The sequence below is a fragment of the Ornithinimicrobium ciconiae genome, from assembly GCF_007197575.1.
Lineage (GTDB): Bacteria > Actinomycetota > Actinomycetes > Actinomycetales > Dermatophilaceae > Ornithinicoccus > Ornithinicoccus ciconiae.
On the sequence record NZ_CP041616.1, the window covers coordinates 2,185,799 to 2,207,271 of the forward strand.

General features: G+C 69.5%; 17 protein-coding genes and 1 tRNA gene. 11 read left to right on the plus strand and 7 right to left on the minus strand.

All coding sequences use genetic code 11. The features are described 5' to 3' along the window. Window position 1 precedes the first annotated feature (1 nt). From FNH13_RS09960 to FNH13_RS09990, 7 genes are all read left to right on the plus strand, one after another. Window positions 2-1,192, plus strand: coding sequence for a glycosyltransferase family 4 protein (locus tag FNH13_RS09960; RefSeq protein WP_143783295.1), 1,191 nt, complete (start codon window positions 2-4; stop codon window positions 1,190-1,192). Further along, on the plus strand, window positions 1,189-3,042 hold the full coding sequence (locus FNH13_RS09965; protein WP_143783296.1) for an ABC transporter ATP-binding protein: 1,854 nt from the start codon (window positions 1,189-1,191) through the stop codon (window positions 3,040-3,042). The genes FNH13_RS09960 and FNH13_RS09965 overlap by 4 nt, the downstream gene beginning before the upstream one ends. After that, entirely contained in the window at window positions 3,039-4,433 is a 1,395-nt protein-coding gene (locus FNH13_RS09970; protein WP_143783297.1) for a phosphotransferase, read from the plus strand. The genes FNH13_RS09965 and FNH13_RS09970 overlap by 4 nt, the downstream gene beginning before the upstream one ends. Before the next feature lie 90 nt (window positions 4,434-4,523). Further along, the gene (locus tag FNH13_RS09975) at window positions 4,524-5,666 is read left to right on the plus strand and encodes a hypothetical protein (protein WP_143783298.1); all 1,143 of its coding nucleotides are present in this window, start codon (window positions 4,524-4,526) and stop codon (window positions 5,664-5,666) included. A 109-nt stretch (window positions 5,667-5,775) separates the two neighbouring features. Next, entirely contained in the window at window positions 5,776-6,438 is a 663-nt protein-coding gene (locus FNH13_RS09980; RefSeq protein WP_165700079.1) for a TetR/AcrR family transcriptional regulator, read from the plus strand. A gap of 100 nt (window positions 6,439-6,538) precedes the next feature. Next, window positions 6,539-9,124, plus strand: a complete 2,586-nt coding sequence (locus FNH13_RS09985; protein WP_143783300.1) for an MMPL family transporter — start codon at window positions 6,539-6,541, stop codon at window positions 9,122-9,124. A 55-nt stretch (window positions 9,125-9,179) separates the two neighbouring features. Continuing rightward, window positions 9,180-10,235: a tellurite resistance/C4-dicarboxylate transporter family protein gene (locus tag FNH13_RS09990; RefSeq protein WP_228266341.1), complete on the plus strand. Its 1,056-nt coding sequence runs from the start codon at window positions 9,180-9,182 to the stop codon at window positions 10,233-10,235. A 349-nt stretch (window positions 10,236-10,584) separates the two neighbouring features. Here FNH13_RS09990 and FNH13_RS09995 read toward each other — a convergent pair whose 3' ends face one another. The 4 genes from FNH13_RS09995 to pta all read right to left on the minus strand — a co-directional run bounded on the left by FNH13_RS09995 (window position 10,585) and on the right by pta (window position 15,704). Further along, a complete protein-coding gene (locus FNH13_RS09995; protein ID WP_143783301.1) occupies window positions 10,585-11,466 on the minus strand; it encodes a hypothetical protein in 882 nt (293 codons plus the stop codon). After that, on the minus strand, window positions 11,463-12,284 hold the full coding sequence (locus FNH13_RS19055; protein WP_165700080.1) for a hypothetical protein: 822 nt from the start codon (window positions 12,282-12,284) through the stop codon (window positions 11,463-11,465). Before FNH13_RS19055 ends, FNH13_RS09995 begins: the two co-directional genes overlap by 4 nt. 106 nt (window positions 12,285-12,390) lie before the next feature. Continuing rightward, window positions 12,391-13,641: an acetate/propionate family kinase gene (locus FNH13_RS10005; protein WP_228266342.1), complete on the minus strand. Its 1,251-nt coding sequence runs from the start codon at window positions 13,639-13,641 to the stop codon at window positions 12,391-12,393. Then, window positions 13,638-15,704 carry a phosphate acetyltransferase gene (pta, locus tag FNH13_RS10010; protein WP_143783302.1) on the minus strand — a complete coding sequence of 689 codons (2,067 nt, stop codon included), beginning with the start codon at window positions 15,702-15,704 and terminating at the stop codon, window positions 13,638-13,640. The genes FNH13_RS10005 and pta overlap by 4 nt, the downstream gene beginning before the upstream one ends. Window positions 15,705-15,764: 60 nt before the next feature. On the opposite strand from pta, the gene FNH13_RS10015 reads away from it, so the two are divergent. From FNH13_RS10015 to FNH13_RS10025, 3 genes are all read left to right on the plus strand, one after another. After that, on the plus strand, window positions 15,765-16,667 hold the full coding sequence (locus tag FNH13_RS10015) for an aminotransferase class IV (protein ID WP_143783303.1): 903 nt from the start codon (window positions 15,765-15,767) through the stop codon (window positions 16,665-16,667). A gap of 105 nt (window positions 16,668-16,772) precedes the next feature. Further along, a tRNA-Val gene (locus tag FNH13_RS10020) sits at window positions 16,773-16,849 on the plus strand. Between the two features lie 553 nt (window positions 16,850-17,402). Further along, window positions 17,403-18,623 carry a hypothetical protein gene (locus tag FNH13_RS10025; RefSeq protein WP_143783304.1) on the plus strand — a complete coding sequence of 407 codons (1,221 nt, stop codon included), beginning with the start codon at window positions 17,403-17,405 and terminating at the stop codon, window positions 18,621-18,623. Window positions 18,624-18,793: 170 nt separating this feature from the next. Here FNH13_RS10025 and FNH13_RS19980 read toward each other — a convergent pair whose 3' ends face one another. Genes FNH13_RS19980 through FNH13_RS10040 form a run of 3 tightly spaced genes read right to left on the minus strand, consistent with a single transcriptional unit; the run spans window position 18,794 to window position 19,758 of the window. Continuing rightward, the gene (locus tag FNH13_RS19980; protein ID WP_407669884.1) at window positions 18,794-18,985 is read right to left on the minus strand and encodes a helix-turn-helix domain-containing protein; all 192 of its coding nucleotides are present in this window, start codon (window positions 18,983-18,985) and stop codon (window positions 18,794-18,796) included. 60 nt (window positions 18,986-19,045) lie between these two features. Continuing rightward, window positions 19,046-19,255, minus strand: a complete 210-nt coding sequence (locus FNH13_RS10035; RefSeq protein WP_143783306.1) for a hypothetical protein — start codon at window positions 19,253-19,255, stop codon at window positions 19,046-19,048. Next, entirely contained in the window at window positions 19,252-19,758 is a 507-nt protein-coding gene (locus FNH13_RS10040; RefSeq protein WP_143783307.1) for a hypothetical protein, read from the minus strand. Before FNH13_RS10040 ends, FNH13_RS10035 begins: the two co-directional genes overlap by 4 nt. A 364-nt stretch (window positions 19,759-20,122) precedes the next feature. Here FNH13_RS10040 and FNH13_RS10045 point away from each other — a divergent pair, with 364 nt between their 5' ends. Further along, window positions 20,123-21,409, plus strand: a complete 1,287-nt coding sequence (locus tag FNH13_RS10045; RefSeq protein ID WP_143783308.1) for an MFS transporter — start codon at window positions 20,123-20,125, stop codon at window positions 21,407-21,409. Window positions 21,410-21,473 lie beyond the last annotated feature (64 nt).

Below are 21,473 nucleotides of genomic sequence, written 5' to 3' on the forward strand. Positions count from 1 at the left end.
CATGACTCGCGTCGCCTATCTGTCCGCCGATCCCGGTGTGCCCGCCTTCGGGACCAAGGGCGCCTCGGTCCACGTGCAGGAGATCATCCGTGCCTTCCGCAACCGAGGAGCCACCGTGCGCCTATACACCACGCGCACCGACGAGCACGTCCCCGCTGACCTGACCGACCTGTCGGTGACCCATGTGCCGGTCGACGGCAGAGCCGACCGCGCGGCCGACAAGGAGCTGCCCCGTGAGGAGCGCACGGCCCGACGCGAGCAGCGTCAGGTCACCGCGGCCCACGAGATGGCGGCGCGTGCCATCGCCGATGGTGTCGACGTGGCCTATGAGCGCTACTCCCTGTTCTCCACAGCCCTGGCCGAGGTCACCACGACGCTCGGCATCCCAGGAGTCCTGGAGGTCAACGCGCCGCTGATCGACGAGCAGGCCACCCACCGGCACCTGATCGACGCCGAGGCTGCCCATCACGCCCTGCGCACCCAGGTCGCTGCCGCAGCGGTCGTGGCGTGCGTCTCCGAGCCGGTCGCCCAATGGGTCCGTGGGCACTGCCCCGAAGCTGCCGACAAGATCCGGGTCACCCCCAACGGGGTCAACACCACCCGGATCGTCCCGACTGCCGTGAGCACCGAGGGCGACCCGGTCGTCCTCTTCGTCGGCACGCTCAAGCCCTGGCACGGGGTCGAGGTCCTGCTCGACGCGGCAGCACTGGCTCGACAGCCCTGGCAGGTCCGCATCGTCGGTGACGGGCCCCAGGGTCCCGCGCTGGCCGAGCAGGCCGCCCGACTGGGCCTGTCCGTCGACTTCCGTGGTGCTGTGGCCCCTGGTGACGTCCCCGCGGCCCTCGCGGGTGCTGCCGTGGCTGTGGCGCCCTACCCCGTGATGGACGAGGGGGCCGACCAGTACTTCTCACCGTTGAAGATCTATGAATACGCCGCGGCAGGGCTGCCCGTCGTCGCCTCGAGCGTCGGCCAGGTGCCGACCATCGTGCGCGACGGTGAGAACGGCCTGCTCGTCGAGCCCTCGGACGCAGCGTCGTTGGCTCGCGCGATCGATGCCCTGGTGGCCGATCCGCAGCGCGCCCGTGCGCTCGGGGTGGCTGGCCGCGACATGGTCGTGGCCGGGCACTCCTGGGACCGCGTCCTGGACCTGATCCTCGCGGGCACGGCTGCGGCGGGACATGAGGCCGCATGAGTGTCAAGTCTCCCAAGGTTGATGGCCACGCCCTGTCCCGGACGCTCGGGCTGGTCCGCCCCCACGTGCGCGGGCAGGCTCCGCTGCTGGCCGGCGGTGCCCTGGCGCTGATGCTCGAGGTGGTCTTCCGGGTCCTTGAACCGTGGCCGGTCAAGTTCGTCGTCGACGCCGTCACCCGATCCCTGGGGGCGGATCTGAACCAGTCCGGTCCGCAGGCCAGCATGCGCCTGCTGCTGGCCTGTGCCCTGGCGACCGTGGCGCTGGTGGGCTTCCGCGCCATCTTCAACTATCTGGCCACGGTCGCGTTCGCACTCGGTGGCTCCCGCATCGCGGTGCAACTGCGCCAGCGGGTCTTCCGGCACGTCAACAAGCTGTCGACCGAGTATCACTCCAACTCACGCAGCGGTGACCTCGTCCAGCGACTGATCGCCGACGTCGGACGCCTGCAGGAGGTGGCGGTGACGGCCGGAATGCCGTTGCTGGTCAACCTCTTCACGCTGGTGGCCATGAGCATTGTCATGTTCTGGCTCGACCCGCTGCTGGCGCTGGTCCTCATCGTGGCGGCCTCGGTCTTTGTGCTGCTGACCCGTTCCAGCGGTCCCAAGATCACCAAGGCGTCCCGCAAGACCCGCAAGGCCGAGGGTGACCTCGCCAACATCGCGCAGGAGACCATCGGCGCCATGCGGGTCGTGCAGACCTACGGTCTGGAGAGCGCCCTCGAGGAGCAGTTCAGCGGCCGCAACAGCAAGTCGCTCAAGGAGGGGGTCCAGGCACGGCGGCTGGCTGCGGCACTGGAGCGCAGCACCGACGTGCTCGTGGGCACCGCGACGGCCTCGGTGCTCCTGTTCGGTGGCTACCGCGTCACCCAGGGCGTCATGACTCCCGGCGACCTGGTCCTCTTCCTGACCTATCTGAAGACCGCGATGAAGCCGTTGCGTGACCTGGCCAAGTACACCGGCCGGATCGCCCGTGCCGCGGCCTCGGGTGAGCGGGTGGCCGACGTGCTGGACCTCGAGCCCGAGATCACCAGCCCGCAGGACCCCGTGCGGCTCGGCCAGGTCGTGGGGGAGTTGCGCTTCGAGCAGGTCACCGCCGGCTATGGCGACAACCCGCCGGTGCTGAGCAACCTCAACCTCGTCGTCCCTCCCGGTCAACGCGTGGCGGTGGTCGGTCCCTCCGGTGCTGGCAAGTCGACCCTGACCAGCCTGCTGATCCGGATGATGGATCCGCGTGGCGGCGCGGTGCGCCTCGACGGGGTCGACCTGAAGGCACTGGACCTGACCGAACTGCGCTCCCAGGTCTCCGTCGTGCTGCAGGAGTCGGTGCTCTTCACCGGATCTGTCGCGGACAACATCCGCCACGGTGACCTGACCGCGACGGACGCGCAGATCCGTCGGGCTGCCCGGTTGGCCCGCGCCGAGGAGTTCATCCTGGCCATGCCCCAGGGCTATGACACCCAGGTCGGTGAGCGCGGCTCGACCCTGTCAGGTGGGCAGCGACAGCGCATCGCGATCGCCCGGGCCATGTTGCGCGATGCGCCGGTGGTCATTCTCGACGAGGCGACTGCTGGCCTGGACGCGGAGAACGCCCTGGCGGTGCGCGAGGCGATCGACCAGCTGACCAAGGGCCGCACCACCTTCGTGGTGACCCACGATGAGCAGACCGCGCGTGAGTGCGACCGCATCGTGTGGATCGAGGACGGCGGCGTCCGCTGGGACGGGCCGGCCTCGGGGATCCTCCCCGAGGGGTCGGCCTTCACCGAGTCGACCCCGGAGCCGGACGAGACGCAGCCCCTGCCGGTGAACCAGGCGGTTGGCCTAGCATCGACCGGGCACCAGGTGCGTTCATGATTGAGACCACGAGTGCCGCCCAGCGTGCCAGCGCCGACCTGGCTGTCCAGCGTGCCAGCGCCGACCTGGCTGTCCAGCGTGCCAGCGTCGACCTGGCCGCCCAGCGTGCCAGCGCCGACCTGGCCGCCCAGCGTGCCAGCGCCGACCTCCTGATCGACCAGGATCGCCTCTCTGAGATCCTCGGACGTCAGGTGCGGGCCACCCGACTGCGGTTCAAGCCGGGCCTGTCCACCACCGCTGTCCTGCTGGATGCGAGCAACGGTCAGGGGGCCCCAGGATGGATCCAGGCGAGTCATCCAGCGCACCTGGACAAACTCCGCAAGGCTGTCGAGCTGGCCCAGCAGCGGGGGCAGCGGGTGCACCTGCTCGAGGCCGGTGGGCTCCTCATCGCCCACGGGACCATCGACACGGACCCCCGGCTGCAGAAGGGGATGGACGCCCTGCGCTCGGTCCACCCCTCCATCACCGAGGCCGTGGAGACCGGTGGACTGACGCTCCTGCGCTACAACCCGCAGCGCCGCATCGTCCTGCGACGGCAACAGGGTCCGCGGGACGCGCTGGTCCTGCGGGTGACGGCCGGCAAGCAACGGGATGTGTCCACGGCGCTCGGCGCGCTCGCCGCTGCCGGCGTCCCGGTCGTCGAGCCCCTCGTGACCCACCCGTTGGCCCGCAGCAGACGCGTCAGTGCGTGGCCCTGGTTTGGCCAGGGGGATCTGGCAGAGACACAACCAACAGTCGCGTCGGACACGCCTGCCAGGGCGGCCGGTGCCGCTCTGGCACGCCTGCACGGTGTCGGGCCGTCCGTCAGCCTGCACGGTGTCGGGCCGTCCGTCAGCCTGACCGAGGGTGCGCAGCCCACACCGATTGACACCCCCGACCTGCACGGGTCGCTCTCAGCCCTGGTCCAGGACCTCGCCGCACTGGACTCGAACGCAGCCGGGCGCCTGCGCACCCTGGTCTCGGAGGTGGCTGCTCTGGTGACGGACACCTCCTGGGTGACCGGGCTGATCCACGGGGACTTCTCCGCAGACCAGGTCCTGGTGGGTCGGGCAGGAGAGGAGCTCGTGCGGCTGACCGACTTCGACCGGGCTGCTCATGGTCCGCTGATGGCCGACCTGGGCAGCTTCGCGGCGGCCGAGCTGCTCGCCACCACGGCGCCGGACCCGTCGACGACAGCACAGGTGGAGGCACTGCCGCTCACCGCAGCCCTGCTGCAGGGTTATGCGGAGACCGGCGGGCCCGCCCGGCACCAGCTCGATGGCAGGGGAGTGCGGACCTGGACCGCCAGAGCCCTTCTCGGCCGGGTTCTCGAGCCGTTCCGGGCCGGGGACCACGACTGGGTGGACGGCATCCACCGCAGGCTGGACCAGGCCAGCGAGGTCCTCGCATGAGGCCTGGCATCGACCACAGACTGCACGAGGCCAGCGAGGTCCTCGCATGAGGCCCGCGCGTTCACCCAGACTCGAGCCGGAGGAGAGCTGATGTCACCCACCCACCAGATCGACGATCCGGTCACCGCAGGTCCGGTGCCCTCCACCATCGACCACGCCGGCGACCTCATCACCGTCGCCCGCGCCTGGCCCCGAGCCCGCCGTGACGACGCCGAGGTCGTGCTCGCCGAGGGCCCGGACCAGCAGGGCCGCACCCGCGCCATCGAGCTGCGCCTGGTCCCGGCGGACGGGCTGGGGTGGCGGATCGCCCGCACGAGGGTGGCGCCCTACGGGATGGACCCCAAGCTGCCGGACCTGGCCACGGTCGCCGACGGCGGCACCGTGATCGTGCACCGCTATGGCAAACGCGCCGTCGTGCGGCTGGCCGACCGGTTCGTCAAGGTGGTCCGCCCGGACGACGGGCCTGCCATCGCGGCCGCCGCCCGTCAGGGTCAGCAGATCGCCGCGCGAGCCGGGTTCGACGCCCCCGAGGTGCTGGAGTCGAGCCGGGGGGCAGCGAGCTTCAGCGTGCTCCCAGGGCGCAGCCTGCACGAGCTCGGAGGCGTCGTCACCCATCAGCAGTGGAGCCGGTGGTGGCAGCGCTGGGCCGACCAGTGGGTCACCCTGGCCCGGGGGACCGGTGCCGAGGGCTGGCTCGGGCGCAGTCATGCGGACGACCTGCCCGATGACCTGGTCCGGGACGACCTTCCCCGGCACACGGCCCATGACGAGGTGGTGAACCTGCGACGCTGGCTCGACCGGGTGGCCCGGCTCGAGGCCCTGCCGACCGAGCTCAGCCAGCTGGTGACGACGCGCGCCGCGCAGGTCACCTCGAACCTGGTCACCCAGGAGCCGCAGGAACTGGTCATCAGCCACCGCGACCTGCACGACAAACAGCTCCTGGCTGATGGCGACAGCCTGGGCGTGCTCGACTTCGACACCGTCGCCCTGGCCGAGCCGGCCCTGGACCTGGCCAACCTCTGGGTGCACGCGCTCCTGCGCGTGGACCAGGGGTTGTGGTCGCGCAGTCACGGTGAGGTTGTCCAGCAGGCGGTCCGCACGGTGGCCCGCGAGCTCGAGGTGACCCCGGAGCGCTTCGCGACCTATGCCGAGGCGACCCGTCTGCGTCTGGCCTGCCTCTATGCCTTCCGCCCCAGGCACCGGCGGCTGGCCCTGGCCTGGGCGGCCGGGTAGGGGCACGGGTCGGCCGCAAGCACCCGGAGTCCCAGGGTGTGACCAAGACCACGCCGCTGCACTGGGTGCAGATTTGCACTGAGTGCAAATCACGTCATACCGTTCTGGGGTGACCACGCCACTCGCCGACTCCGCCGCCGCCGGGGCACCCTCCGCAGCGGACGAGCCGACGCCCAGCAGGCGGGAGCTCAACAAGGCACGCACCCGCGAGCGGCTCCTGGACGCGCTGCGCGGCCAGCTGGCACAGGGATCCCTGGACTCGATGACCGTCGAGGACGTCGCGGAAGCGGCCGGAGTCTCGCGCCGCACCTTCTTCAACTACTTCCCCAGCCTTGAGGCGGCACTGGCCGAGGGCATGTCGGTGCCGATCGAGGGCATGGCCGAGGCCTTTCTGGAGCGGCCCGCCGACGAGGACCCCCTGGTGGCGATGGACCGTGCCCTGGCATCCCAGCCCATCCCGCGTGTCCTGCTCTCCTGGATCGCCGCCGTGAAGTGCTCCGGCCTGGAGCGGCACGCCGTGGCGGTCAACATCTGGGGCTATCACCAGACCTGGTTCGAGGACGTCCTGCGCCAGCGTTCCCCCGGCGCGGACGACCTCGCGGTCACCAGCCTCGCGGGCACTGTGATGGCGATCTTCGAGGCCTCCGAACGTCTCTGGATGCAGACCCCCGTCGCGGTCGTCGACGAGTCGGCGGCCGAGGAGTTCAACCGGATCCTGCGCCGCGGCCTGCGACTGGCTGCCACCGGCTGGGTCACCGACGACACCACCTGACCACAGCACCACCCGCCGCGGTCGATGAGGACCCGGCCCCCCGACATACGACACCGATTGACCATCCGGACCCCCCGGTCCGGCACCGAGAGGAACACCTGTGGCTTCCGTCCTGCACCGCCTTGGGCGCTGGTGCGCCAACCACCCGTGGCGCACGATCCTTGCCTGGGTCCTCGTCATGGTCGCGGCCGGCACCGCCGCGGCGGCCCTAATGAAGCCGCTGAGCAATGAGTTCAGCATCCCCGGGTCCCGCTTCGAGGCGGTGCTGCAGGATCTGGAGGCAGCACTCCCGGAGGCGGCCGGAGCCTCGGGCAGCGTCGTCTTCACCAGCGAGGGCGGCTTCTCCGATGACGAGGAGCAGGCGGTCGCCGACCTGATCGCCGACTGGCGGGAGATGGATGGCGTCACCGCCGTCACCGACCCCTTCCAGACGCAGGCCGAGATGGACGGGTCCGCCGACCAGATCACCCAGGCCCGCGAGCAGCTGCAGCAGGGTCGCACCGACCTGAACGCGGGGTGGGAGGAGCTGCGGACGGGCCAGTCCGAGCTCGATGCCGGCTGGGCGCAGTATGAGGGCGGGCTGGCTGCCCTCGAGGAGAACCGGGACGGCCTCCCGGCCGAGATGGTGGCTGATGCCGAGGCGCAGCTCGCGGAGGCGAGGGAGCAGCTCGAGGCCGGTCAGGCCGAGCTGGACTCCGGGAGGCAGGAGCTGGAGGCCGGCGCGGCGGAACTCGATGCCGGTGAGGCGGAGCTGGCGCTGGGGGAGCGGATGGCCAACCTCAGCAATGGCATGCAGTTTGTCTCCGACGACGGCACGGTCGCGCTGTCCCAGCTGCAGTTTGACTTTGGTGGCGGTCCGTCCCTGGACCCTGACGTCACCGCTCAGCTGCAGGAGCTGGGTGGCCAACTTGAGGGCACGGGCGTCACCATCGACTACTCCCAGTCCATCGTCCAGGACATCTCCAGCGTCGTCGGGGCCACCGAGGCCATCGGCATCGCAGTCGCCGCGATCGTCCTGCTGATCATGCTGGGCGGCGTGCTCGCCGCAGGACTGCCGCTGCTCATGGCGATGGTCGGGGTGGGCGTCGGCGTCGGCGGGGCGATGGCCCTGACCCAGTTCGTCGACATGAACAGCGCCACCCCCGCCCTGGCGCTGATGCTCGGGCTGGCGGTGGGCATCGACTACTCCCTCTTCCTGATCAACCGGCACCGCACCCAGCTCCAGGCTGGCATGGAGCTCAAGGCCTCCATCGCCCTGGCCACGGGCACCTCGGGCAACGCCGTGGTGTTCGCCGGGATGACCGTCTTCATCGCGCTGGCCGCGCTGGTTGTCACCGGCATCCCGTTCCTCGGGGTCATGGGTTTGGTGGCAGCCGGCACGGTGCTGGTCGCCGTGCTCCTGGCAATCACCCTCACCCCGGCGCTGCTCTCCCTCATGGGCACCCGGGTCTTGGGCCGCAAGGGGCTGAGCCGTCATGGCACGGCAGAGGGCCCGAAGGGCCGTGGCTGGGCCGCCTGGGTGCAGGGTCGCCCGTGGGCGGCCGTCGCGGCGGTGCTGGTGATCGTCGGGCTGATGGCGATCCCGGCGCTGGACCTGCGACTCGGCCTGCCGGACGGCTCCTCGGACCCCGAGGACTCCACCAGTTATGCGGCCTATGACCTGACCCGGGAGCACTTCGGTGCCGGCGCCAACGGGCCGATCATCGCGGTCGCCTCGCTCGATGATCCGCTGGCGGACACCGAGCAGGCGGCCATGCAGGCCCAGGTCGAGCTGGGTGAGGACCTCGCCAACGTCCCCGGCGCACAGTCCGTGGTGCCCATCGGCGTCAGCGACGACCGCTCCACCCTGGTCTTCCAGATCGTCCCTGAGGGCGGACCCGCGGAGCAGGTCACCGTGGACCTGGTCGGCAACCTCGACAACTCGGCTGAGCTGATCGGGGCCGAGCACGGTGCCACCCTGGGGTTCACCGGGCAGACCGTCGCCAACATCGACATCTCCGAGCAGCTGGCACAGGCCCTGCCGGTCTATCTGCTGGTCGTCGTCGGACTCTCCCTGGTGCTCCTGCTGCTGGTGTTCCGCTCCCTGCTGGTGCCGCTGCTGGCCACGGGCGGCTTCCTGCTCTCCATCGCTGCCGCGTTCGGTGCCGTCGTGGCCACTTACCAGTGGGGTGTGGGCAGCTCGATCTTCGGCGTGCACGAGCCGGGACCGATCCTGAGCTTCCTGCCGATCCTGCTGATCGGCGTGCTCTTCGGGCTGGCCATGGACTACCAGGTCTTCCTGGTCTCGGCGATGCGCGAGGCGCACGTGCACGGTGAGGACGCCCGCCAGGCCGTGGTGAGCGGGTTCAACCACAGTGCTCGCGTCGTCACCGCCGCAGCCATCATCATGATCTCGGTCTTTGGCGGCTTCATCTTTGCTCACCTGGCGATGGTCCGTCCGATCGGGATGGGCCTGGCCGTGGGTGTCCTCGTCGACGCCTTCCTGGTGCGGATGACCCTGACCCCGGCGGTGCTCTCGCTGCTCGGCGAGAAGGCCTGGTATCTCCCGCGCTGGCTGGACCGGATCCTGCCGGTGATGGACGTCGAAGGCGCCAAGCTGGAACGCCAACTCGGGGTCGACACCTACCCCGACGGGGACGTGGACGTGATGCCGGACGACGCCGAAGCTGCGGCCTCGCTCCGCTGATTCGTTCTTATCGCAGGTGCTGGCCTCAGCGGTCGCTGGCCGCTAGCGTCACGGTGTGACCACCTCCCTCGCGCGCCGGTTCGACGTTGCCGTCGAGGGTCTGACGCCGGGCTACTTTGCCCTGGTGATGGGCAGCGGCATCGTCTCGGTCGGGCTGGCGCTGGAGGGCTACGAGATGTTGTCCCAGATCCTGCTGGGGCTCTGTCTCGCCTCGTTCGTCATCCTGGGTCTGCTGACGATCCTGCGCTTCGTCCGTTTCCGTCACGCCATGGCGGAGGACTTCCTCGATCCCAAGCGGGCCTTCGGCTACTTCACCTACGTCGCGGGGACCAACGTCCTGGGCGTGCGCCTGTTCATGGAGGGCTACCACGGCATCACGGCAGTCTTCCTCACCCTGACGGCCGTCGCGTGGCTGGTGATGGGCTATGTCATCCCGTGGACCGCGGTGCTCGGCAAGGTCGCCCGCCCAGTCGTGGCCAACGCCAATGGCACGTGGTTCATCTGGGTCGTGGCCAGCCAGTCCGTGGCGGTCGCCGCGGCCACCCTGGAGCCAGTCAGCGAGACGGCCACCCAGGGCCTGTCCGTCCTGGCGGTTGTCGCCTGGTCGGTCGGGGTCTTCCTCTATGTCGCGGCCGGCGTGCTGGTCGCGCTGCGGATGCTGCTCTACGATCTGCGCCCGGAGGACCTCAACCCGCCCTACTGGGTGGCGATGGGGGCCTGTGCGATCACGGTCCTCGCCGGGGCGCGCATCGTGGAGATGGCAGCTGCTCCGATGGTCGATGCGACCCGTGGTCTGGTGGCTGGCCTGTCGGTGATGTTCTGGGCCTTCGCCACCTGGCTCATCCCCGTGCTCTTTGCCGTCGGGGTGTGGCGCCACTGGTTCCACCGGGTGCCGCTGCGCTACGAGGCGACACTGTGGAGCATGGTCTTCCCGCTGGGGATGTATGCCGTGGCCGGCATCTACCTGGGCCAGGCCGACGCGCTGCCGCTGGTCGGGTGGATCGGTGCGGTGGAGCTCTGGCTGGCGTTTGCCGTGCTGCTGCTGGTCCTGATCGCCATGCTGCGACACCTCTTGCTGACGGTCTTCCTGCCCACGCGTCAGGAAGCCTGAGTAGTCCATCGCGCAGGCAGCAGACCTGAGCGGGCACACAGGATGGTTGAACGCTGCAAAACCCCTTGTGCCGCTCGAGCGGTCGACGTACGGTTTCGGTACACGAGAAGGGAGGTGGTCCGACCTGTGAATATCTATCGGACGCGTGAGGTGACTGAGCGCTGAGCTCAGCCTTCGCCTGGCCTCCCTGCCTCGGCAGCGGCCAGAACCCGGACGGGTGACGCGAAAACCACTCAGTCACCGGGGCCTGTGAGTATGGCGCGGTATCGTCCACCGCGTCCCCGCGCACCAGCGCGGAGCTCACGGGCCCTTTCCATGCCAATGCGTCCATGCCAACGTGCGCGACCGGTCAGGGCTGCTGGTTCTCGAATCTGAACTGCACCCGCACGCTGCCATCGGTCGCGACGGCCAGGGTGGAGTTGCTCGGCGACCACCGGTCAGGGACCAGGAACATGTGGGTCTCGCCCTGGATGAGCAGGCGCAGACCGCGGTAACGGAAGGGGAACGCCCCTCCCGGCAGGGCCGTCTCCTCGACGATGCCGTCCGTGAGGTAGAGCCGTTCGCTGGAGTCCAGGATGACCGCCGGCAACTCGTCGAGGTGGCGGGCAGTCTGCAGAGCGATGCCCCGCCCTGACCACTCGGCCAGCGTTGCGGTGGCCCAGAACATGCTGGTGGCTACGACCACCAGGGCCAGGGCGGTCACGCCGGGTCGGACCCAGCGTGCCCGGTCATCATGGGAGCGGCGCAGCCACGCCGGGGCGGACGGCATCCAGAAGGCATAGGCCAGGATCGCGGTGCCGACGCCGATGAGCAGGGGAGTGACCAACGCATACAGCGACCATCGACCGAACCAGGCGTGGCCCAGCACCAGGACCAGGCCCGCGGCGATGAGGACCAGAGCGAGCGACATACCTCTCCCGACGGTTGCGGGGGAGGGTGGGTGACGCCGCAGACGGACGTGCACCAGGAGCAGGGCTATCGCTGTCAGGGACACGCCGAGGAGAGGGACGAGGAGGACCTGGGGGCTGCGCATCACGAAGTCGTTGGTGGACAGACCGATCGTGTCGACGTCGAGGCCGAAGTAGCGGTACTCGGCGCGGGAGGAGACATAGCCGAAGTAGAACAGCAGCGTGGTGAGCAGGGTGACCGGGGCGATCACGCTCGTGCCGACGCCCAACCACCGGCTGAGCTGGTCAAACGCAGACGGGGAGGCCGGAGCGGGCTCGGTCATGGGCCCTCGGTCGTGGCGCCCCCGTCGGAGCCGTCCCCGGGAGTGCCGTTCTCGTCGGTGCCGTTCTCGTCGGTGCCGTTCTCGTCGGTGCCGTCGTCGTCTGTGCCATCGTCGTCTGTGCCATCGTCGTCGGTGCCGTCGTCGTCGTTCGTCACGGGCCACTCGGTCAGTGCGTCGGACCAGGTGACGCCCGGCAGCGTGGCGCCGTTCTCCGCGAGGTCCACCTGGAACTGCTCGCAGAGGGCCACGGCCTCGGCCGCGCACGAGATGGTCCCGGTGGTCACGCGCAGTTCCCCCTGGTGGCCGGGACTGGCAGAGACCTGACGAACCGCCACGGCACACTGCCCACCGGTGAGCACACCCGGTCGGTCCAGACACGGACCGAGGTCCGAGCACCCGCCGTCGATGATTTCGTAGACCCCGGCCGGCGCCACAGCCAGGGCCGTCAGCGTCACGTTCACCTCGGCCGGTGGCTGCTCGGGCGAGCCGGTCCAGTTGACCACGGCGCACCGCCATGTCGGGTCTGTCGGGTCGACCTCTGCGTTGCCGCCGATCGGCAGGCCAGGCAGCTCCACGTTGACACCGCCGTTGCCGGCCTCCGCGTCCTCGGTCACGTCGGGGTCCTCGGTCTCCGGATTGTCAAAGGTCTCGGTGGTGGGATCCTCAGAGGACTCGGTCGAGGTCGTGACCGGCTCGGTGGACGGTGGCCCCGGCGACGAGCCGTCGGTGACCGTCGGCGTGCCAGCACAGGCCGCCAGGAGGAGGGCACACACGCCCGTGATCAGCCGATGGCCGGCACGGACGGCGGTCGATGTCATCGCGACCTCCCCTCATGGGGTCACTGCACGGCTCCTGCACTCCAATGTCCTCCGGCACGGCACCGGCGTCAATGGGTTTGGTCGGGGGATGCCTCGGAGCAGGGGATCAGGTGCCGGCGAGCAGCTGGGTCGCCTCCCGGGCGATCTCCCACTCCTCGTTGGTCGGGACCACGAAGGCTGCGACCGCGCTGTCTGCCGTGCTGATCCGGGTCTCGCCGGACGCAGACTCGTTGGCGCTGACGTCGACCTCGACACCGAGGAGCGCCGCCCGCTCAAGCACCGCGGCGCGCAGCTCGGGCGTGTTCTCACCGATCCCGGCCGTGAACGCGATGGCATCGATCCGGCCGAGCACCAGCGCCAGGGCACCCAGGTGCCGCACCAGTCGGTGGACCACCACGTCAAACGCCAACTCGGCCCCAGGGTCACCTGCGGCCCGCCGCTGCATGACCTCGCGGAAGTCGCTATCGCCCGCCAGCGCCTTGAGACCCGACTCCTTGTTGAGCGCGTGGTCGAACTCCGGCAGCGTCATCCCGCTGACCCGCGACATGTGCGCCGGCAGCCCGGGGTCGAGGTCGCCGGGCCGGGTGCCCATGACGAGTCCGCCCAGGGGACTCAGCCCCATCGAGGTGTCGACGCTCTGGCCGCCCTGCACGGCGCACGCGCTGGCGCCGTTGCCCAGGTGCAGGACAACGACATTGGTGTCCTCGACGGACTTGCCGAGCAGCCCGGCCGTGCGTCGTGCGACATAGGCGTGGGAGGTCCCGTGGAAGCCGTAGGCGCGGATGTTGAAGGTCTGTCGCCAGGACAGCGGGACCGCGTAGGTGTAGGCCGCCGGCGGCATCGTCTGGTGGAAGGCGGTGTCGAAGACGGCGACCTGCGGCAGGTCCGGGAAGGTCTGCAATGCCGTCTCGATGCCGGCGATATTGCCGGGATTGTGCAGCGGAGCCAGGGGGACCAGACGGCGCAGCGTCTCGAGCACGTCGTCGTCGATCAGCACGGTGGAGGCGAACTTCGCGCCCCCGTGCACCACCCGGTGGCCGACCGCGACGGGCGAGGCCTGGGCCAGGTCCGGACCGTGCTCCGCGAACTGCGCCGTGAGCACCGCGAAGGCCGCCGCGTGGTCCGTGATCTCCTGCTCCAGGACGTGCTCGCGCCCATCGACCGTATGCCGTGCCCGTCCTTGGTCGAGCCCGATCCGTTCGATCAGCCCGGTGGCCAACGACTCCCCGGACCCGGCGAGCACCAGCTGATACTTCAGCGAGGAGGAACCGGCGTTGATCACCAGGACCGGGCCCTCGCTGACATCTCCCGCACCACCGGTGACAGGTGTCTCGTCCTGGGCTCCCGGCATACTCATCGCGTCTCCTTGGCCTGGATCGCGGTGATCGCGACCGTGTTGATGATGTCGCGCACCGTCGCCCCGCGGGACAGGTCGTTGACCGGCATGCGCAGTCCCTGCAGGACCGGCCCGATCGCGACCGCGCTGGCACTGCGCTGCACCGCCTTGTAGGTGTTGTTGCCGGTGTTGAGGTCCGGGAAGATCAGCACGGTCGCCCGGCCGGCCACCGTGGAGTCCTTGAGCTTGGTGGCGGCGACGGCGGCATCGACGGCGGCGTCATACTGGATCGGCCCCTCAACGGACAGGTCGGGCGCCTGCTGACGCACCAGCTCGGTCGCCCGACGCACCTTGTCCACGTCGGCGCCCGTGCCCGAGCCGCCGGTGGAGTAGGACAGCATGGCCACGCGCGGCTCGACCCCGAACTGGGCTGCGGTCCGGGCAGAGATGATGGCGATCTCGGCCAGTTGCTCCGCGGTCGGGTCGGGGTTGATGGCGCAGTCGCCATAGACCAGGACCTGATCGGCCAGGCACATGAAGAAGACCGAGGAGACCACGGAGGCTGCGTCGACGGTCTTGATCACCTCCAGGGCCGGCCGGATGGTGTGGGCGGTCGTGGTGATCGAGCCCGAGACCATCCCGTCGGCGTCGCCGTTGAGCACCATCAGGGTGCCGAAGTAGGCGGGGTCGACCACCGTGTCGTTGGCCTGGTCCAGGGTCACCCCGCGGTGCGCACGCAGCTCGGCATACTGCTCGGCGAAGGCTGCACGGCGCGGGTCCGTCTGCGGATCGACGACGGTCGCCGCATCGAGGCGCAACCCCAGCTCGGTGGCCCGGGCCCGGATCTCCTCCTCCACCCCCAGCAGGGTCAGGCGGGCAATCCCACGGGCCAGTAGCTGGTCCGCGGCCCGCAGGATGCGCTCCTCCGAGCCCTCGGGCAGCACCACGGTGGAGTCGGCCTCCCGAGCCCACTCCGTCAGCCGGTGCTCAAACATCAGGGGGGTGACGATCCCGGAGGCGCGCGTGGTCGCCTGGGGGAGGAGCTCGGCGACGTCCAGGCTCGCCGCGACGGCCCCGATCGCCTCGTCGATCTTGCGGTGCGACCCGGGTTGGATGCGGGGGCGCGCGCCGTGGCTGAGGGTGGCGGTGGTGAAGGTCCCGTGCGAGGTGGTCACCGCGGGCAGCTGGACGTCCAGGCCCTCCACCAGGCGGTGCACCTGCGGGCTCAGCGGGAAGCCGCCGTTGAGGATGATGCCGGACAGGGCCGGGAAGGTGCTGGCCCGGTGTGCCTGCAGGGTGGCGATGAGGACCTCCTCGCGGTCGGCGGGACAGATCACCACCGCCCCATCGGTGAGTCGCTCCAGGACGTTGGGCATGGTCATGCCGGCCACGATGAGGTCCATCGCCTCCTGGTCCAGGAGTGACTCGTCGCCGAGGAAGAGTTCCCCGCCGATGGCCAGCATCAGGTCGCGGACCGTGGGTGCGGCCAGGATGGCGTTGGTCGGCAGGACGTATGACGCGGTGTCCGGCAGACCGTCCACCATCACCGACCGGGTCTGCTCGACCAGGTCCTCGGCGACCCGGTTGGCGATCACGGCCAGCACCTCTGCGTGGCGGATGTGCGCCTCGTGGACGTTGAGCTGTGCGGCAGTCAGCACGTCCTCGGGGGCCCGGTTGATCGCTGGGACCACGAGCATCATCGGGGCCCCGATGTTGGCCGCGACCGAGGCGTTGACCGAGAACTCCGTCGGCCCGGGGATGTCGGTGAAGTCGGAGCCGACGACGAGGACGTTGTCGTGCTCCTCGGCGTACAGGTGGAAGCGTTGCACCACCTCGCCGATGGCCGCCTCCGGGTCGGCGTGCACCCGGTCGTAGGTCACCCCCAACGCCTCGTCGGCTCCCAGCGGGGAGGTCGCCCGGGGGAGGAGCAGGCCCAGCAGGGGGTCGGGCACGTCGCCCTGGACGATCGGACGGAAGACGCCGACCCGACCACCCAGCCGGGTCAGTTGCTCCAGGATCCCCAGGGCTACGGCGGACTTGCCGGAGCGGGACTCGGCTGAGGCCAGATACAGACTCGTGGTCACAGGACGAACCTATCGGCTGGCTCTGCCGGAGGATGACTGAGGCGTGACATCCTGTGCAGCATGAGTGCAGATGCGATCAGGGTGTGGGTTGACGGGCAGCGCGTGGACGAGGGGCCGGCGATCGCTGCGCTGGATCACGGCGTGACCGTCGGTGACGGGGTCTTTGAGACGGCCAAGATCGTGGACGGGCAGGTCTTCGCCCGGACGCGACACCACGACCGCATGGATCGTTCGCTGGCGGGACTGGGTCTGTCGACGCTCGACCGGGCCCGGGTGGACGAGGGCATCGCAGCCGTCCTGTCCGACGGACCCATCGCGTTCGGCCGGCTGCGTTACACGATCACCGGCGGGGCGGGGCCGCTCGGTTCGGACCGGCTGGACAGCCCGATGACCTACATCGTGACCGCGGGGGAGATGCCCCGTCCGGCCCCCGTGACGACCGTGGCCGTCGTGCCGTGGATCCGCAACGAGCGCGCCGCCACCGTCGGGCTGAAGACCACCTCGTATGCCGAGAACGTCGTCGCCCTGGCCGCCGCCAAGTCAGTCGGCGGGACCGAGGCGCTGTTCGCCAATGGCACGGGGCAGCTGTGCGAGGGCACCGGCTCCAACGTCTTCGTCATCCGCGACGGGGTGATCTGGACCCCCCCGCTGGAGGCTGGGCCCCTGGCCGGCATCACCCGTGCCCTGACCATCGAGTGGTGCCGTGAGGAGGGTCTCGAGGTCCGGGAGGAGGCCCTGCCGCTGTCGGTCCTGGCCGAGGCCGACGAGGCCTTCCTGACCTCCAGCACCCGCGACGTCCAGGCCATCGGGACGATCCGCATCGTGCCCGCCCAGCAGACCCTCGCCGGGGAGCTCCCCGCAGCGGATCTCGCCGACCGCGAACTGGGCACCGAGCCCGGCCCGGTCACCGCGCGCGCTGCCGAGATCTTCGCCCGGCTCGGGCAGGAGCGGATGGATCCCTGAGCCGCCGGCACCGGCCCTGTTCTCACGCTGGGGTGCCTGCTCAGGCGGCCACCGGCTCGGATTATGCTGGGCTGGCTGCGCCGGGTTAAGGTATCGGCCGCATCAGGACGTGTAGCTCAGCTGGTTAGAGCGCTCGCTTCACACGCGAGAGGTCAGGGGTTCGAGTCCCTTCACGTCCACCAACATTTATTGCGGTCTGACCAGCGGAAACGTTGGTCAGACCGCAATCTTCTTTCTGCGGCGTGTCGGATACGTGTCGGATGACACCTGGTTGTTGTCGGCCGCGGTATGACCAGATACTCCTGCTCAACTGCTCGCCGATGATCCCAACGCATGGTGTCGTTCTTCGCCTCTCGACCAGCTCCTTCATGGTTGCACCGACCGGGGTCAATGCCGGGGACGCCTGAGGACCCTGGGTGAGGCGAGCATCTCGCATCAGCCAGCGCGACACGGACAGGCCGTTTGGGCCGCTTGCGCAAACCGTGACCTGGTCGTGACCCACGGGGTGGCTCCCCGCAGCACACTGGACTCCACAAGGAGGTGCGGGTGAGACAGACATGGTCAGCACCACGTGGGTTGCGGACCCCTGGTCGTGTGGGGGCTGGCGCGCTCCTGACGGGCTTGCTGCTGGTGAGCGCCTGTGGGACGCAGACGGGGGCAGGGCCGGGGGACGCGCCAGACGGAACCCCCACCACCACGACGGGGGGCATCGCCGGCTTCCCGGCGTGCGCCGACGTGCCCCAATTTCGGGCCGACGAGTCGCTCTACCGGGACGAACCGGTCTACGGCAACGCCGACGAACTGGTCCAGGAGGTCCACGAGTGGGCGGCCGGGCAGCCGGGCTTCGTCGAGCTCGGGCTGGACCGGGAGCGCAACGGGTGGGTCACGGTCTGGGTCAAGGACGCCGACGTCGAGGCCATGTCTCAGCAGGTCGCCCAGCGCTGGCCCGGCGAGGGGATCGTGGTCGTGGATGTGCCCTGGACCGTCGGCGAGCTGCAGTCGCTCGCCACCGAGGTCAATGCTGCCCTGGACCAGGCCGGCGTGCGCACCGGCGGCACCGCGCTGATGCCGCACCACGGCGTGGCCGAGATCAGCCTCGGGGTGATCACACCGGAGGCCAAGGAGGTCCTGGCCCAGTTCGCCGGACGCCCCCTCTGCGTCGAGGGAATCCCCGCCGATGAGGCACCGAAGGAGAAGGATCAGCCGCTCGCCGGCGAAGGCTGGCGTCTCCTCGGAGAGGACGAGACAGGCGAGGCCTACCGCTCGGGGGTCGCGACGACGGATGCGCAGCTGGACCGGCTGTGGGCGCTGGCCGGCCTCGAGGGCGAGCCCTCGACCGTTGACTGGGACAGCGAGATCGCCGTGTGGTTCGGCGCGGTCTACGGGAGCGGGTGCCCGGTCCGGATGGACGGCGTGGTCGTCGAGGGAGATCTGCTGCACGCGGACCTGGTAGTCCCGAACTCGGTGTACGGCTGCCCGGCCGACGCCAACCCGCACTCCTTCGTCGTGGCGGTAGAGCGGCAGCAGCTGCCGGAAGGGCCCTTCCACGTGCAACTTGAAGCCCGCGATCCCTATCCCGGCACCGCGGACGAGCGCACCGTCGTCGATGTCGACCTGTCCACTCCCGGCAGCACGGCTACCGACGATCAGTTGCACCTGGACCCGACGCTGGTCATACCTGCCGAGCCCCCACTCGTCACGGACGGCGACGCGCTCCACGGCGACGAGGCGGTGCGCTACGTCTACCGCGACGACCCGGGGTGCGAAGTCCCGACCCTCGGCCCGCTCGACGGCTCGACCTGGCGGCTTGCCGACCGGGAGGGGCCCTGGGACGTGGAAGACGGCGAAGAGCTCACCCTGTACCCGCTCGGCGGGGAGGATGACCAGATCGTCGCCTCCACGCAGCACATGGACTGGCTCCTCGCGCGGCTCCCCGAGGGCAACACTTGCCCGTAAGTCCCTCGGAGTCCACCTCCGACCGGGCGCGGGCTTCCGCGCCTCCCGGTCGCTGTAGAAGCCCCGGCCACGCTCGGCGCGGCATGGGCGGACGCTACGCGACGACAGCGGCAATGTCGGACGCTACCGCGTCCGCAGAGCGGCAGAGTCGGATAGATGGTCAGCGGCAACTACGGCCGGAAGTGGGCCCGCACCCTCGCAGCCTGCTCAGCCGTGAGCTGCCAGCGTGTGTACGGGACTGACTGCCAACCTTGGTTCCTCAGCCACTGCCGGATGGTCCTGTCGGAGACACCGAGCTCCTCGGCCAACTGCTTTGGGGTCACGACTTCAGACATGACGCCAACGTTAGCGATCCGCGGCATGAGCGTGTAGTGCCTCGGGGTCGACACCTGAATTGAGCGTGGCCTTTGAGTTTGGCGCGTCTACTCTTCCCAGAGGAGCTCGGCCAGGGGGTTCATCGGACACTTCTGGTCGAGCCGCTGGAACTCTTCCTGGGACAGCTCCGAGCTGATGTGGTCGTACGGGGTCCAGGGGCCAGACCTGTCCCAGTCCTCGATGAAGTACTGCTCGGAGGGGATGTCGCTGATCGAGTAGCCTTCACTGGTCAGGCAGGTGACGAGGGTGCCGGTCAAGTAGTCGTAGGCCTTCTTCTTCTGCTCGTCGGAGACGTTACCCAGGTTCTGGTCGGGATTGACGGGTACTGAGCGTTGCAGGTGTACGTCGCCAGGCGCACGGCCTCTACCTGTTCCGCGGGGACGTCGGCCTCCATCGGGAAGCCCGCCTCCCGCATGCAGTCGGCCTGGATCTGCTCCCACTCGAATGCCGAAACCATCCTGACCATGGCCACCTCTGTGGGGTCGCTCACTCCGTAAACCTGCGCTAGCTCCACCAGGTAGGCATCGATCTTCGCCTGCTGCTCCGGCGAAGGTATCTCAGCCTGCCCCGACGGCGAAGGGTCCTGAACAGGGGCCGAGGTGGCCCCCGACCTCCCACTCTCGTGGGCATCCAGGTCCGCGCGGGCGCAGGAAGCCAGCGCTAGAGCCAGCGCCCCTGTGACCACGAAAGTATGACCGATACCCCGCCTCATCGTCGTCGCGCTCTCAGAGTCGCCAGGATCTGCGCCGCCTCCAGTCATTCCCTCACCTCCACGATGAAACGCGTACTGAACCATAACGGCCAAGCCGCCAGACACACCGCTGGCGACACCGGTTCCCGTCGCTGCGCTCGAAGCCTGAGCGGCGCCGCGGTGCTGGGAGAAACCGCGTGTAGCCGCCCTCGGCGCGGCATGTCCGGACGTTAGAGAGGTCTCCCAGTGCATGCATAGTCACACTCGGAGGTCTCAGTCGATATGTCGCCTTCGACGGTTCGACTGAGCATTGGTTTGGCTAAGCACGTCGGGATTCGCGTCTGCCTCACGATGTGGTCTCCGGAACTGGATCGTCTACCGACCAGCCCCGCCCTGGTCATCAACCAACTGCCGTCGCAAATAGACTGCCCGGATGCCACTCGGTCGCGGATTTGGCGTGCTGTGGAGCGCGAACGCCCTGTCGAACCTGGCCGATGGCCTCGCCTTCGTGTCGATGCCGCTGCTCACGGCCTCAATGACCGACGATCCGCGTCTCGTCGCGGGACTGGCCACGCTCTATGCCCTGGTCCGTCTGCTGGTCGCCCTGCCGATCGGCGTCTGGGTAGACCGGTTCGACCGCCGCACCCTGATCGTCGCTGCCAATCTGCTGCGAGGTGTCGCCTTGTTGGGACTGGCGCTGACCATTCAATTCGGCGTCTCCTCGCTGGTCATCCTGTACGTGACGATGGCCGTGGTCGGGACGCTGGAGAGCGTGGCCGACAGCGCCGCAGTCGCCATCCTGCCTTCCCTGGTCGACCGCGAACGACTCGACTCCGCGAACGGGCGGGTCGCGGCTGCGCAGCTCGTCTCCGACGAGTTCGCCGGCCCGCCACTCGGTGGCTTCCTGTTCGCGTTCGCGGCGGCTGCGCCCGTCTTCGCGATGGGCGGGCTGTGGGCCGTGGCGGGGCTGGTTGCCCTCGCGTTGCCGATCCGGCGCTCGTGGCGGCCGCCCGGTGACGCGCCTGCTGCTCGACGCTCGGTGTACGCCGAGGCGCGCGAGGGCATCGCATGGCTGGCGCGCCACCGCGTCGTCGGGAGCCTGGCGCTCATCGGAGCACTCGCGAGTGTCGGCTACATGCTGCCCTTCTCAATCCTCGTGCTATACGCCCAGGAGCGTCTCGGGCTGAACGGCAGCGGCTACGGGCTGCTGCTGGCCTTCTCGGCCCTCGGCGGGCTGCTCGGCTCGTTCCTCGCGTCCCGGCTCCGTAAGCGCCTCGGGTACCGGTGGACGATCGCGGCCAGTCTGCTGCTGGGGGCGCTGACGCTCGGGGGTCTTGCTCTCACGACAGATCCGATCATCGCCGGCGTGCTCTTGGCGTTGTACATCCTGCACGCAGTCATCTGGAACATCTGCTCACTAGCGCTGCGGCAGCGGCTCGTCCCGGACAACCTGCTGGGACGCGTCGGCGGCGCTGCGCGCGTGCTCGGCCTACTGGGGCTTGCCGCCGGGTCAGCGCTCGGCGGGCTCCTGGGCGTGATCGACCTGGCGATTCCGGTCGCCGTGGGTGCCGCAGTGTTCGTGGCCTGCTGCCTTGTCGCGGCTATCATGCTGCGTGGCGAGTTGACCCCTGACGACCCCACCACAACTGCGATTCGCGAGGCCGACGCCGACGCCGAGACGGTGTGGGTGACTCGCACGCACGCCTTACGGGCGGGTTAAGCGTTCCGCAAGGGAACCCAACGGGAACGGTGCAGGTCAGCGAGTGCATCCCCGTTCGCGGTTC